Source organism: Ralstonia mannitolilytica, assembly GCF_905397375.1.
In the GTDB taxonomy this organism is placed as follows: domain Bacteria; phylum Pseudomonadota; class Gammaproteobacteria; order Burkholderiales; family Burkholderiaceae; genus Ralstonia; species Ralstonia mannitolilytica.
The window spans coordinates 59,003-71,862 of sequence record NZ_CAJPVG010000005.1 but is presented as its reverse complement, the minus strand read 5'-3'; the positions used below and the strand labels follow the sequence as shown (position 1 = coordinate 71,862).

At 57.9% G+C, this 12,860-nt stretch carries 20 protein-coding genes; 10 read left to right on the top strand and 10 right to left on the bottom strand.

Annotated features, from left to right (window positions below; translation table 11 throughout):
- The first annotated feature begins 4 nt into the window (after positions 1–4).
- The 3 genes from KHN96_RS11945 to KHN96_RS11935 all read left to right on the top strand — a co-directional run bounded on the left by KHN96_RS11945 (position 5) and on the right by KHN96_RS11935 (position 2,541).
- Positions 5–922: a LysR family transcriptional regulator gene (locus tag KHN96_RS11945; protein WP_062739033.1), complete on the top strand. Its 918-nt coding sequence runs from the start codon at positions 5–7 to the stop codon at positions 920–922.
- A 465-nt stretch (positions 923–1,387) separates the two neighbouring features.
- Complete coding sequence (locus tag KHN96_RS11940) at positions 1,388–2,128, top strand: response regulator transcription factor (RefSeq protein WP_045787765.1); 741 nt, start codon at positions 1,388–1,390, stop codon at positions 2,126–2,128.
- A 116-nt stretch (positions 2,129–2,244) separates the two neighbouring features.
- Positions 2,245–2,541, top strand: coding sequence for a cupin domain-containing protein (locus KHN96_RS11935; protein WP_045787766.1), 297 nt, complete (start codon positions 2,245–2,247; stop codon positions 2,539–2,541).
- Here KHN96_RS11935 and KHN96_RS11930 read toward each other — a convergent pair.
- The 3 genes from KHN96_RS11930 to KHN96_RS11920 form a co-directional block, all read right to left on the bottom strand.
- On the bottom strand, positions 2,525–2,665 hold the full coding sequence (locus tag KHN96_RS11930; protein ID WP_180964297.1) for a hypothetical protein: 141 nt from the start codon (positions 2,663–2,665) through the stop codon (positions 2,525–2,527). The two genes, KHN96_RS11935 and KHN96_RS11930, sit on opposite strands and share 17 nt — an antisense overlap.
- Before the next feature lie 20 nt (positions 2,666–2,685).
- The gene (locus KHN96_RS11925) at positions 2,686–3,894 is read right to left on the bottom strand and encodes an FAD-dependent oxidoreductase (RefSeq protein WP_062739032.1); all 1,209 of its coding nucleotides are present in this window, start codon (positions 3,892–3,894) and stop codon (positions 2,686–2,688) included.
- 74 nt (positions 3,895–3,968) lie between these two features.
- Entirely contained in the window at positions 3,969–4,616 is a 648-nt protein-coding gene (locus KHN96_RS11920; RefSeq protein WP_062739031.1) for a TetR/AcrR family transcriptional regulator, read from the bottom strand.
- Positions 4,617–4,710: 94 nt separating this feature from the next.
- Between KHN96_RS11920 and KHN96_RS11915 the strand changes: the two genes are divergently transcribed.
- Positions 4,711–6,240, top strand: a complete 1,530-nt coding sequence (locus tag KHN96_RS11915) for a flavin-containing monooxygenase (protein ID WP_045785870.1) — start codon at positions 4,711–4,713, stop codon at positions 6,238–6,240.
- A 15-nt stretch (positions 6,241–6,255) separates the two neighbouring features.
- A complete protein-coding gene (locus KHN96_RS11910; protein WP_062739030.1) occupies positions 6,256–7,218 on the top strand; it encodes an alpha/beta fold hydrolase in 963 nt (320 codons plus the stop codon).
- Here the strand turns inward: KHN96_RS11910 and KHN96_RS11905 are convergent.
- Positions 7,215–7,538: a hypothetical protein gene (locus KHN96_RS11905; protein ID WP_062739029.1), complete on the bottom strand. Its 324-nt coding sequence runs from the start codon at positions 7,536–7,538 to the stop codon at positions 7,215–7,217. The two genes, KHN96_RS11910 and KHN96_RS11905, sit on opposite strands and share 4 nt — an antisense overlap.
- A 72-nt stretch (positions 7,539–7,610) precedes the next feature.
- Between KHN96_RS11905 and KHN96_RS11900 the strand changes: the two genes are divergently transcribed.
- From KHN96_RS11900 to KHN96_RS11885, 4 genes are all read left to right on the top strand, one after another.
- Entirely contained in the window at positions 7,611–7,805 is a 195-nt protein-coding gene (locus tag KHN96_RS11900) for a hypothetical protein (RefSeq protein ID WP_147282524.1), read from the top strand.
- A gap of 115 nt (positions 7,806–7,920) precedes the next feature.
- Positions 7,921–8,499, top strand: coding sequence for a hypothetical protein (locus KHN96_RS11895; RefSeq protein ID WP_009239077.1), 579 nt, complete (start codon positions 7,921–7,923; stop codon positions 8,497–8,499).
- Positions 8,500–8,517: 18 nt separating this feature from the next.
- A complete protein-coding gene (locus KHN96_RS11890; protein ID WP_025584740.1) occupies positions 8,518–8,769 on the top strand; it encodes a hypothetical protein in 252 nt (83 codons plus the stop codon).
- A 12-nt stretch (positions 8,770–8,781) separates the two neighbouring features.
- Positions 8,782–9,468, top strand: a complete 687-nt coding sequence (locus tag KHN96_RS11885) for a hypothetical protein (protein ID WP_009239076.1) — start codon at positions 8,782–8,784, stop codon at positions 9,466–9,468.
- A gap of 68 nt (positions 9,469–9,536) precedes the next feature.
- Here the strand turns inward: KHN96_RS11885 and KHN96_RS11880 are convergent, their stop codons facing one another.
- The 5 genes from KHN96_RS11880 to KHN96_RS11860 all read right to left on the bottom strand — a co-directional run bounded on the left by KHN96_RS11880 (position 9,537) and on the right by KHN96_RS11860 (position 12,029).
- A complete protein-coding gene (locus tag KHN96_RS11880) occupies positions 9,537–9,812 on the bottom strand; it encodes a hypothetical protein (RefSeq protein WP_037031204.1) in 276 nt (91 codons plus the stop codon).
- Positions 9,813–10,007: 195 nt separating this feature from the next.
- Positions 10,008–10,871, bottom strand: a complete 864-nt coding sequence (locus KHN96_RS11875; RefSeq protein ID WP_009239074.1) for an ankyrin repeat domain-containing protein — start codon at positions 10,869–10,871, stop codon at positions 10,008–10,010.
- A 137-nt stretch (positions 10,872–11,008) separates the two neighbouring features.
- The gene (locus KHN96_RS11870; RefSeq protein ID WP_181817638.1) at positions 11,009–11,146 is read right to left on the bottom strand and encodes a hypothetical protein; all 138 of its coding nucleotides are present in this window, start codon (positions 11,144–11,146) and stop codon (positions 11,009–11,011) included.
- 4 nt (positions 11,147–11,150) lie between these two features.
- Complete coding sequence (locus tag KHN96_RS11865; RefSeq protein WP_244855870.1) at positions 11,151–11,615, bottom strand: hypothetical protein; 465 nt, start codon at positions 11,613–11,615, stop codon at positions 11,151–11,153.
- Between the two features lie 75 nt (positions 11,616–11,690).
- On the bottom strand, positions 11,691–12,029 hold the full coding sequence (locus KHN96_RS11860; protein WP_009239072.1) for a hypothetical protein: 339 nt from the start codon (positions 12,027–12,029) through the stop codon (positions 11,691–11,693).
- A gap of 128 nt (positions 12,030–12,157) precedes the next feature.
- On the opposite strand from KHN96_RS11860, the gene KHN96_RS11855 reads away from it, so the two are divergent.
- A complete protein-coding gene (locus KHN96_RS11855) occupies positions 12,158–12,376 on the top strand; it encodes a helix-turn-helix domain-containing protein (RefSeq protein WP_009239071.1) in 219 nt (72 codons plus the stop codon).
- Positions 12,377–12,578: 202 nt separating this feature from the next.
- On the opposite strand, the gene KHN96_RS11850 is transcribed toward KHN96_RS11855, so the two are convergent.
- Positions 12,579–12,755: a hypothetical protein gene (locus tag KHN96_RS11850; RefSeq protein WP_009239069.1), complete on the bottom strand. Its 177-nt coding sequence runs from the start codon at positions 12,753–12,755 to the stop codon at positions 12,579–12,581.
- Positions 12,756–12,860 lie beyond the last annotated feature (105 nt).

Sequence of the window (12,860 nt, the reverse complement as noted above, 5' to 3'; positions counted from 1 at the left end):
ACCCATGGATCTGAATCAGCTGGCGCTGTTCGTGCGCGTCGTGGAGGCGGGGAGCTTCACCGCGGCGGCGGCGCGGCTCGATTTGCCGAAGTCGTCGGTCAGCCGCGGCATTGCGGCCCTCGAGCAGGATTTGAACGTTCGACTGTTACAGCGCACCACACGCACGCTGCATCTGACGGATGCGGGCCAGAGCCTGTATCAGGTGGCGTCGCACGCACTGGAAGAGATCGAACGCGCCACCACCTGCGCCGGTGAGCTCCAGGATGTGCCGCGCGGCAAAGTGCGTCTCACGTCGTCGGAAGACGTCGGGCGGTTGCTGGTGGCGCCTGTGGCCGCACGCTTCATGCAGCAGTATCCGGACATCGACCTCGACGTCGTGCTCACCCCGCGCAATGTCGACCTGGTGCAGGAGGGCTTCGACCTGGCGGTGCGTGTCGGGCGCCTGGCAGACAGCTCGCTGGTGGCCCGCCCGCTCGGCGTGCTGCGTATCGGCTTGTTCGCCTCGCCGGATTACCTGCAGCGCCGCGGCGCACCGCAGACCGTGCAAGGCCTGGCCGATCACTGCTGCCTCGACTTTCGCGGCAGCGGGCGCGGCGAAACGCAATGGCGCCTCGTCGGCCCCGATGGGCTGAAGACGGTTGCCGTGCGCGCCCGCCTGAACGCCGACAGCCTCTCGTACCTCGAGACCTTGATCGCGGCCGGCACCGGCATCGGCCCGCTGCCGTTGTATGCAAGCGCCGTGGCCCGAGCCAATGCGCCGCTGCCACGCCTCGTGCGCGTGCTGCCCGATTACGCCACGAGCGGGGAGCCGATCCACCTCGTTACGCCGTCTGCTCGCTTCGTGCCCAAGCGCGTTCGCCTGCTGATCGACATGTTGACCGAATCGATCCGCCAGGAGCTTGAGAACGCAGATCCGACGTGATGCCCGGTTCGCCGCCCGGGGGAAGGACATGTCAAATATTGTCACGGGCGACGCGCTTGCCGGCTGCGCGAGGCATCATGTCACTCCCGTTTGCCGGACAAATACGTCGGAATCCCCTCCTTGACGTTACCCCGTGACGTTGCAGCGCGTCCCCCGGTGTGCTGCACGTGTCTGGCATACGAGACCCTTGGGTGTTTCTGATCCCGTCACATGTGAGAAACACCGCCGCCCGGACCCCGTTGTCCGGGCTTTTTTTTCGCATCTCCCGCGCAAGACACGCTCGAAAATGGTCTGCAAGCATGTTCACAAATTGGGACTTTTCTCATGGTCCGTGGCAGACCTCGCCATGAAAATCGAAAACACGTAACACATGCAACGGATCGCGTGAAAGCACGGCGGACCGGGCGCCGGCCAGGGGCGCCGCCATTCTGGCGCGCATGTGGGCAAACTTTCATGGAACCGAACATGCGAATCGCCTTGCTCGAAGACGACCCCTTCCAAAGCGAAGTCATCGTCCAGATCCTGTCCCAATCCGACCACGAAGTCGTCACGTATACCGATGGCACCACGCTGCTGCGCATGCTCGGGCGCTGCTCGTACGACATGCTGATCCTCGACTGGCATACGCCGGGCATGCTCGGCATCGATGTGCTGAGCGTCGTACGGGGCCGTCACAAGGAGGTGCTCCCCATTCTGTTCGTGACGGCCGAGGAAGACGAAAAGAGCCTGGTGCGCGCGCTCACGCAGGGCGCTGACGATTACATCGCCAAGCCGTTCCGCATTTCTGAGCTGCGTGCGCGCGTCGATGCGCTGCTGCGTCGCGCGTATCCGATTCCGTATGGCCGCCTGCCGTTCGAGTTGGGGCCGTATCACTTCAACCCCCAGCGCCAGCAGGTCACGCTGCACGGTCAGCCCGTCGCGCTGACGGCCATCGAGTTCCAGCTTGCGCTGCTGCTGTTCTCGAACGTGGGCCGCACACTGTCGCGAGACCACATCTTTGGCCAGGTGTGGGGCCGCAACTCATCGGAATACACGCGCACGATCGACAGCCACGTCTCGCGTATCCGCATGAAGCTGAACATCGAGCCAACCAACGAAGTGCGCCTGGTGGCGGTGTACAAGCACGGCTATCGTGTGGATCACCTCAAGGCCGCGGAGGGCTTCGGCACCATGGCCGATATCGGCGTCGAGGCATACGACGCGTAGGCGCCGGCCGGTCTGGCTGTCGCGCCAGGGCGGTGCCGCAAGACGTGCGGCGCCGCCCTTGCTGTTTCTGCGGTGGCTGCTATGCTCGGCGCTTCTTCTTCCGTGCCGAGGTCGACGTGCCGCTCATCAATCTCAATGCCGTTGCCGACGCGTTGCCCCATGCATGGTCTTCCCACGTGGTGGAGCGGTTTGGCGGCGGCAACTTCAAGGTCCTGCGCATGGACGGTACGCCATACCCCGACGAAGCGCATGACTACGCCGAAGGCCTGCTCGTGCTCGACGGCGAACTGCGGCTGCGCATTGGCGGCGAGGCAGTGATGGTTTCCCCTGGAGAACTGTACGTGGTGCCCGCCGGTGTGCCGCACAGCGTCGATGCCGGCAGCGCAGGCACGCTGGTCATTCTGGACGTGTAGGCCGTACGTCGGGCGCCTCGGCGATCCGTTCGGCATCGAGCACGCAGCCGGGCGCCGCATCGATGCCGATGCGATGCTGTTCGCTGAACTGGTGCTCGGGGAGGAACGTGGGCAGCAGGCCCATGGTGACAGGGCAAAAGCTGTTCAGGCCTGCGGCTCTCCGCTGGCTGGTGAGGTGACCGGCGCTGGCGCGAAGGCCGCGTCGCGCGCGGGCGGTTCCGCAAGGCTGCGCTTCATCAACCATCTGACGCCGGGGATGCGCAGCCCGGTGGTGAACACCACGTCGCGCAACCAGCCGCCGTATTGCGCCTGGAAGCACGGTGTAAGCGCGCGGCTGAGCGTCTGGTACGCCTGCACGGTGCGCAGGCGGCGCGCGTGGTAGGCGAGGGCTCCGTCGGTCGGACCATGGGCTTGCACGCACGATGCCAATGCCAGTGCGTCCTGCACGGCCAGCGTCGTACCGAGGCCGAGCTGCGGGCTCATGGCGTGCGCGGCGTCGCCGATCACGCAATAGGGCGGTTTGGCGAGCGCGCGCGGCCACGTGTGGCGATAGACGGCAAACGGCAGGTCGTCATGCGAACCGATCTGCTCGACCATCGGCGCGGCTTGCGGCCACAGGCTCAGCACATGGGCCTTCCAGTGCGCGATGTCGGTCTGGCGCCAGGTGTGCACGGCATCGCCGGGCAGGCTCCAGAACATCGACAGGCGCGTGCGGTTGCCGTCGACGTCCGTAGGCAGCAGCCCCATCATCTCGCGCGTGCCGCGAAAGCGCTGCTGGAGCACGCGCGGGTTCCAGCCGTCGACCCAGCCCTGGAACCATAGCGTGCCCCATCGATAGGTGCTTGACGGGCCGGCCAGGCCTGCCGGCTCGCGCAATGCCGAAGCGGCGCCATCCGCAATCACGAACAGGTCGAACGCCGATTCGCCGTGCGTGTGCGCCACGCGTGCGCGCGGGCCGTCTGCTTGCAATTGTGCGATCGCGCAACCGAAGTGGAACGTGGCGCCGGCATGCAGCGCGGCGTCGTACAGCATCGACGAGAGGGCGTGTCGCGTGACGGCTCGGCCCGGCGTCTCGGCATAGTCAATGTCGAGCAGGCGCCAGCCGCGATGGCTCAGGCCGATCAGCCGGTCGATCGGCGCCCCGATGCCTTCGAGCGCGCAGCCCACGCCGAGTGCCTCGAGCGCGCGGATGCCCTGGGGCTGGATGAGCAGGCCCGCACCCATCGCTGTCAATTGCGGGTGTTTTTCGAAGACGTGCACGTCGTGTCCGTGGCGGGCAAACGCAATGGCGGCGGCCAGGCCGGCGTTACCGGCGCCGGCGATGCCGATGGACAGCGAGCGGGGTGCGGTCATGAAGGCGTGGCGGATCGTTTGCTCGAGATGATAACGATACGGCACGCACGTTAAGAAAGATCGCGCGGCGTGTGCTATGCGCCCGTCATTGCGCGCAACGTGCCGAGCAGGACTTGCCGACAGTTGCGCACCATCTTCTCTTCGGGATCGCGATAGCCGGTCAGCAGCCACGCTGCCCCGACGTTGGTCATGGCGCCCACCAGGGCCAGCCCGATGATGCGCTGGTCGGCACGCCGGTCGGCATCGTCAGGGGCGGCGGCTGGAACGTTCTCCATGATCTGCCTGCCGAATTCGAGCAGGTTGCGCTGATACGTCGCATCCGTTTCGGGGCTCACGCCCATCACTTCGAGCAGCAGCACGCGCGCCGCGCAGGGGTCCCTCAGGAACGCGAAGAATGCATGCAGGCCGGCATCGATGCGCGCTTCGAGGGTGCCGTCCACGGCGGCAGTGGCTTGCGCCACTCGGGCGCGCAGGTCGTCGGCGTGCTGCTGGTATGTCGCGCGCAGCAGGTCCTCGGTACTGTCGAAGGCGGCATAGAAATAGCGGTCGTTGAGCTTGGCTTCCTGGCAGATGGCCCGCACGGTGGCCTTGCGGAAGCCGACCGTTCCGAACACCCGTGTGGCGGCACGGATCAGCGCGTCGCGGCGCTCCGCTGCACGTGCCTCGGGCGCCACACCCGCGTATGGGCGACCTTTCCTGGGCGTTTCAAGTGTTTTCTCCATTCCGCTATTTGACGATATCGCGCGCGAAAATTAAAGTGGTGACAATGCACACCAGATTAAGGCGGAAGCCGCCGTGCCGCCAACAGGAGACCGCATGGAGCCCATTGAACAGCGCACCCGCCACCCATCTGATTCGGACACCGACCTCGACGTGCTCATCGTCGGGGCGGGCCTGTCAGGCGTGGGCGCCGCATATCACCTGCGCGAGCGTTGCCCATGGGCGCGGATTGCCATCCTGGAAGCGCGCGAGACGATCGGCGGCACGTGGGACTTGTTCCGCTATCCCGGCATCCGGTCTGACTCCGACATGTTCACGCTGGGCTACAGCTTCCGGCCGTGGCACAGCAACAAGGCCATCTCCGACGGCCAGACGATTCTCGATTACATCCGCGACACCGCGCGTGTGTTCGGTATCGACAAGTCGATCCGCTTCCGTCACAAGGTGACGGGCGCGAGCTGGGATTCCACCGCCGCGCGCTGGACTGTGCGGGCGCTGCGCAGCGATGGCACGCGCGAGGACCCGGTGCAGTTCACGTGCAAGTTCCTGTACATGTGCAGCGGTTACTACGACTACGAGGAAGGCCATGCACCCACATGGCCCGACATGGACGCATTCCGCGGGCGCATCGTGCATCCGCAGCATTGGCCGCAGGGCCTCGATTACGCAGGCAAGCGCGTGGTGGTGATCGGCAGCGGCGCAACGGCCGTCACGCTTGTGCCAGCGATGGCCCAGACCGCCGGGCACGTGACGATGCTGCAGCGCTCGCCCACGTACATCGTGTCGCGGCCCGAGCGGGATGCCGTCGCGAACCAGCTGCGCAGGTGGCTGCCTGCGCGCCTCGCACATCGGCTCGTGCGCGCGAAGAACGTGCTGCTCACGATGTACTTCTACAGCCTCGCGCGCCGCAAGCCCCAGGCATTCAAGCACTTCATCATCCGCATGGCCGGCAAACAGCTCGGCCCGGAATTCGACGTACGCAAGCACCTCACGCCGCGCTACAACCCGTGGGACCAGCGCCTGTGCCTCGTCCCGGACGGCGATCTGTTCAAGACGATCCGCGCCGGCAAGGCGTCGATCGCCACCGATGAAATCGCCCGCTTCACTCCCGCCGGCCTGCAGCTCAAGAGCGGCGAGCATCTCGATGCAGACGTGGTCGTCACGGCCACGGGGCTCAAGCTGAAGGTGCTGGGTGGGGCGTCCATCAGCGTCGACGGACGTGCGGTGAACCTGGCTGACACGGTGTCGTACAAGGGCATGATGTACAGCGGCGTGCCGAACCTGGCGTCGTCGTTCGGCTACACCAACGCGTCGTGGACGCTCAAGGCCGAGCTGATCGCGCAGTACGTGTGCCGGCTGCTCAACCACATGCGCTCGGGCGGCTTCGACACCTGCATGCCGCGTCTGGACGATGAGGCCATGGGCCGCGAACCGGCCGTCGATCTGACGTCGGGCTATATCCAGCGTGCTGCCAGCATCCTGCCCAAGCAGGGCACGAAGCAGCCGTGGAAGTCGTATCAGAATTACGCGCGTGACCTGATGATGCTGAAGTTCGGCTCGCTGGCCGACAGCGCCATGCAGTTCGAGCGCCGCGCGCAACCGATGGGCGCGGCACAAGCCGCTTAACGTCACGGGGGCATCGTGATCCAGACCGTCCTGATTGCCGTCGCGCTCGTGATCGCAGCGCCGGTGGCGTTCACCTTTGTCATCGCACGTCGCGTAACCAAGGCGTTTCCGCCCGAAGGCAAGTTCATCGATATCGGGGCCGACCGCGTACACTACACCGACCGCGGCCAGGGTCCTGCCATCGTGTTCGTGCATGGCCTATGCGGAAACCTGCGCAACTTCGCCTACCTCGATCTGGAGCGGCTGGCGCAATCGCACCGCGTGATCGTGATCGACCGGCCCGGCTCCGGACGCTCGCTGCGCGGGGCGGCCTCGACGGCGAACATATACGCGCAGGCACGCACAGTCGCCCAGTGCATCCAAAAACTGGGCCTCGACCAACCGGTGCTGGTCGGGCACTCGCTGGGCGGTGCGATCGCGCTGGCGGTGGGGCTGAATCATCCGCAGTCGGTTCGTCGGCTTGCGCTCATTGCGCCGCTCACGCACAACGAGCACGCGCCGCCCGGTGCGTTCAAGGGCTTGGCGTTGACGTCGCCGCTGGCGCGCAGGCTGGTGTCGTGGACGCTGGCCGTTCCGCTGTCGATCCTCAACTCGCGCAAGGCGATTTCAGCCGTGTTTGCGCCCGAGGCCATGCCGGAGGATTTCCCGTTCAAGGGCGGCGGCCTGCTGGGGCTGCGTCCGCACGTGTTCTATGCGGCATCGTCGGATCTCGTGGCCGCGCCGGAAGACCTGCCCGACATGGAACGCCGCTATGCCTCGATGACGGTGCCCGTCGACGTGCTGTACGGCCGGGGCGACCGCATCCTGAACGTCAAGCGCCAGGGCGAAGCGCTCAAGCAGAAGCTCGAGCGCGTGAACCTGCGGGTGGTGGACGGCGGGCACATGCTGCCCGTGACGCAGCCCGCGCTGACGACGGACTGGATACTCGGTGTGGCCGCCGCGGTGCCCATACAAGCCGAGGCCGCCGCGTCAGCCTAGCCGCGCCGCACCCAGATCACCTTGCCGCCCTGGATGCCCAGGTTGCGGCGCTCCTCGCGGTAGTCCATCGTGCCGGGCAGCGCCTCGCCGTCGCGCTCGCTCACGCGCCACAGGCAGCCGGCCAGCAGCGCGGTCGCCGCCTGTTCCGATTTGCCGATCAGTGCATCGTCCGAGAACGGGGCGCGGCAGCTGCTGCCCGGTTGGGCCTGGCTGGCCGTGGGGGCGTCCCTTGCGTTCTGCGCGGGGCCCGAGGCTGCCGTCGTGCAGGCCGTGATGCCGGCGGCGGCAAGGGTGGTGACCAGCGTTGCGAACCGCATCATGCGACCTCCATTCGGTAGTGTTCCTCGCACGCTGAAGTATCGGCGCGGCCATGCCCGCCCGCCAGACTGCGCGTGGGCCTGCCAGAGCACATCGGAGGCCAGGACACGGAGGGGAGAGACATTGCCGATACGGCAGCAGAAAAGCAAAAAGCCCTGCTGAAGCAGGGCTTTCTGGTATTTGGTGGCGAATCAGGGAAACTCCGGGCTTTTTTTGAATTCCCTGATAAATCAACAACTTGCCATTCTGGTGAGTGGGGTTGCGAATGAAAAAGTGACGCACCAAGTGTCACACGTTCGCCCCCAAACAGCAAGTGAAGGCACCTGAGGACGATAGATCCTGTTATCTTAAGCACAACAAATACCCAAGCGAAAGGAGCAAACCGTGAGTGAATTTTTCAAGACAGCAGCAACGCTTCACGTTCTGGAGAAGCTTGGGGAAAACGAACGGACTCAGGATCGCCAGAATAGGACGATAGACGAGCAAAATAGCCGCATTGCTGACCTTGAAGAGCAGCTACGAAAGGCCAAGCCATCAGATAACTCCCTGCCTGCGCCGTCTGGTCGGGAAATGGATTTGGAAAGAAGAGTTCAGGAGCTTGAAGGGATTGAGAAGATCTTATCCCTCCCCATGGCGGAAATTGCCAAAAAACATCCCGCCTTCAAAGATACCTATTTGAGAGAGCAAGAAATCCTCGCCCAATGGATTTTGAAGCAAAAAGCATTTTCTGAAGTTGCTATGGAATACGGTAAAGCATTGAGTAAAACCCCCGAACAAGTAGCTGCTGAGGCAGAGCAAGCACAGGAAGTTATAAAAAATGGTCGTAGCAAGTTTGGAAATAATTTGAGTTCGGAGGCTAAGGGCGTTCTGGGTTATAGTGAATCAAAAAAAGAAGAAGATGAGTCGCTCAGAAAAAAGAAAGAAGAGGCATTGAATAAAGTTCTAAGGGCTATGGATGAGTGACTTTATTCGAAAATGGCCATGAGCGAAGAACACAAACCATTGAAGTCATGGGCGGCCCGTCAGGCTGTAGCCATACTTGCTGTGGACAATATCAAGGTGTCTGATTTTGGCTATGACCTACTGCGGCGTAGGGAGGAAGGCTTGATCACCTATGAGCAAGGCAGGGCAGAACTCGTAGCCCGTGGACATGCTATGGCTGCCAGGGAGAAAGAGGAGCGTACCAAGTTAGGTATTCAACTCGCAGACTCCATTGATCATATACCCAAGTGAAAGGAACAGCCCATGAGTGAATTTTTCAAGACGGCAGCAACGCTTCACGCTCTGGAGAAGCTTGGGGAAAGCGAACGAATTCAGGATCGTCAGAATAGAACGATAGACGATCAAAATTCCCGCATTGCTGACCTTGAAGAGCAGCTACGAAGAGCCAGAGTACAAGATAACTATCTTCCTGCTCCTTCTGGCAGAGAAATGGATTTGGAGAGAAGGGTTCAAGAGCTTGAGAGCATTGAATTTCTCTTATCTCGTCCCATGGCAGAAATCGCCCAAAGAATTCCCGCCTTCAAAGATACCTACTTGAAAGAGCGGGAAATTTTCGCGCAGTGTATTTTGGCCCAAAAGGCATTTGCAGAGATTGCTATGCAATATGGTCAAGCATTGGGAAAAACACCTGATCAAGTAACCTCCGAAGCAAGGCAGACTCAAGAATTAGTAAAAGACGGCCACAGCAAATTTGGAAATAACTTGGACGCTGAAATCAAGGGGGTATTGGGCTATACGCAGAAAACCCAAGACAAGAGAAATGAAGTCCAACGAAAGGCGGATGAGGAAAATTTGAGGGATTTCGAAAGAGTTTTGGAAAATTGGAGATCTGTGGAGAAGCAAAGAGAACTATCGGCGGAAGATAAAGGGAAAATTGAAAAAATACAAAATAAGATAAATGAATTTAAAGAAAAGCTCGGATTATCGTAAGGCGTGTTTCGCGGCTTCCAATATAAATCACCGCCCCCACAATAAAAAAGCACCCAATGGGTGCTTTTTTATACCTCATAGTCCGCCTTGATTTCTTTAAGGCTTCGTCCTAATGGAAATGCCGTGATAGCGAAAAACAAAATCAAGAAACCTACCAAGACGGGTGTCAGCACAACTCCACAAGCGGCTAAGATTAGCCACCAGAACCACGAGAATTTCAGCTTATAAACTTTCTTTTCTGCGGTTTCAATTCCAATTATTGCATTCTTGAATTGATACCGTGCCACATAGATTTTCTGGTCTCCACGAGCATTTACCTCGCCACGAAGAATGGCGTCAAGCATTGGGTTTACCTGTACATTCTTAATGACATGATTCCCAATCTTTATGGAAAGGTAACGCCTACCACCACGGTTTGTGGGCTCACTGGGCCCAAGCTCTGCTAACACTCCCTCGTAGACTTGCATAGCTACCTCAAATATAGATCGCTTTTGTTGAGTAAAAAATTCTACAGCTTCTGCTGCTGTTGAGAAGACGGATTAAGGTTCAACTATTGTGCAACCACCCAATACGGAGCACTTGCTATACCGTCTTTTGTAATAATCTTGTTTTTTCTTCCAATCTGGATAGCTATCAGTCTGCACGCCCAGTTCTTCAAGGTAGGAGGCCATTTCTTCATGTCCTTCAATCTTGGCAACGGCATACAGATTTGGAGCCTTTTCGATATGCTTCCAATCTTCCATTGGAGCGACAAAATGCGGGCTATATGGGGCAGCAAGATTCTTATCATTCAAATCGACCCCATATTTTTTGAATAGAGCCAACTGTTCCTTCGCCTTCGGATAGTTGTTCATAATCACATAAAACGGTAGCTGTCCGCCATCACTGAAGCCAGCAGAAACCGGCATACCACCTTTCAGGAACAACTCAACTACACGCAAATCTCCGTCCTTGGAGGCTTGTAGTAGGTTTCCTGATTTCCACTCCACACCTATGTTTTTGAGTTCCACACGAGGATCGTCACTCTTGCCATTCTTGATATCCAACAAGGTCTGTTGGAGCTGCGCGGCCCAAGGAGCACTGGCTGCTATTGCCCCGCCTTGATCAGCATGGCGAGCACTGGCAATAGCCCCTACACTAAAAGCTGCTGCACATACACCAGAGCAGAGGACAATACTGGAATGTAGCTGGCGCTCCTTTGGAAACCCCAGCACCTTCATGATCAGCAGTGCGAGGAACACAAGCACTGCTAGGCCGGCCACATAACCAATGTAGGGAAAGTAGGGGCGCAAGAAGTCTAGGATAGGTATGAGGATAGCTGTGGATATAGTCATGATCGCATTGATAGGTGCGATATGGTCAGTAACCCATTTCCCGTGTTCTACGTATGCCTCTGTTTTCATTGGTATCTCGACATGAAGAGGTATTTGGATTGTAACGACAAAGTAATGCTGCATCAGTGGTGGCAGAAAAGTCAACTGTAACTTTTTATAGTTGACAAAAACCCTTCCCGAAATAGAAAAAGCACCAAAAGGTGCTTTTATTGTTTCGACGGGTTATCAATAAACTGCTTTGCTTTTTCAATTTCATAATTTAGGAAAATTTCGCTTTCTGGTGTGCTGAGCAATGCTTCCCATGCTTGATCTGGGGGAGGTGGTTCAGTTTGGTTGTCTTCCAATTCGTTATCCTTGCTCTTTGTCCAGATAGCGCTTGTAGGCCTTCTTCTCGGTTTCGTCCACAGTATTACCGAAGTTAGACTGATCATTGAGCACAGTCTCTTTGGCTGCCTGAAATTCGGAAAGGACCTCTTCACTGGATTTCCCCATGGCTTGACCGTATTTCATGGCCACCTCTTTGAAAGCACGCTGGGAAACAATCCATGCTGCCAACAACTCCTGTTGCTTTTCGTAGTTCTCTTTGAAACGCCCATCTTTGGCCGCAATTTCAGCGAAGGGCTTGGATAGCAGAGCCTTGTACTCGTTATTCTCTTTCTTTATGCGATCAGCCTCAATGCGTGAAATATCTTCGTTATATTTGGCACGGTGGAGATCATCATTGGCTTCACGAAGGGCGCGATTCTGTTTATCAATGGCACGTCCTTGTTCGCCTATTTTCTCCAAGGCATGCAAGCCAGCAGTATAATTCAAGAAATCACTCATAATTAGACCTTTTTGTCAAGTGTTAATTGTACGCTAGCGTACATTTCCAAAAAAATCAAATATTTAGACTTGATCTGAGTTTTCTCTCTTGGCGACTGGCAGAAAATTCTTGGCTCTGATCTTCCTCTTCTCTTTCCAGATCGTATAGAAGGGCCAATAACCAGCCCATGTTCTAAAAAGAAAAATAAGCACGAAGGCTGCTGATCCCAAGCCACCTAGAAGGAAGCCGCATGCGGAAAAATCCACCCCCTTATTAGAAGTCAGCAGTGCTAGAGCCCCAAAGGCAGCAATCGAAACTCCGCATGCAAACCACGAAATACACAATGCCGTAATAACGACCTTGATCCACCAGGCAGCTTTATCCAGCAACCAATCAATCAATCGCTCTTCCCAATCGTCCATAAAGTTCTCCTACCTTTACTCATGAGGTAAGAAAACAAATTGCGCATGTCAATACTCTCCCAACGCACCTAGCGGCACCGCAAATAGTCTCAAATCGACTATTCTAGTTCAGACTATAGCATGGGTTGATGATCTATGGTCGACGCTATGAGGCTGTCCGCAGGGTGCTCAGGAAGGTGCGCCGTGAGGCTGGCCTGACCCAAGTACAACTTGCTGAAAAGCTCGGCAAGGGGCAGAGCTACGTGTCCAAGGTGGAGCGTGGTGAGCAGTACCTGGACGTGCTAGAGTTTGTAGAATGGTGTGAGGCATGCAGCACACCAAGCGAACAGGTAATCAAGAAAATTTGAGGACGCCGATATGAAAATTGAATTCAACGAAGTTCAGAACACTGTTTCCGTAACCCCTAGGGAGGGCGACACCGTAACGATCTCTTGTGAGTCCGGTAGTTGGCAAAACACCGCCGCAAAGGCCAATGGGAAATTTGCCGTTGTCAACGAGGTTCTAAGCGAAATAACGAAGATAATTCAAAACGCCCAAAAGGAAATTTAATCAAATAGGGCCGCCTGAGCGCCCTTGATAAAACAACAACTCGATATCTCTTGAGGTGAATGGGATTTTTTCCAACTCCGATAGAAATTCATTTGCTGTTTTTTTGATCGCCTCAATATCAATTCGCTCTTCCTCCTGAACGCATTGGGCGTTGGCTATCATTTCGATTGCCTTCATTCGCGTTGCCTCCAAAGCGAACGAATGAAGCATTCCCATAACAACATTAGTCTTTCTTTCGATCATTTCAATTTCCCTATTGACATTTAACAGATAACACTCGTA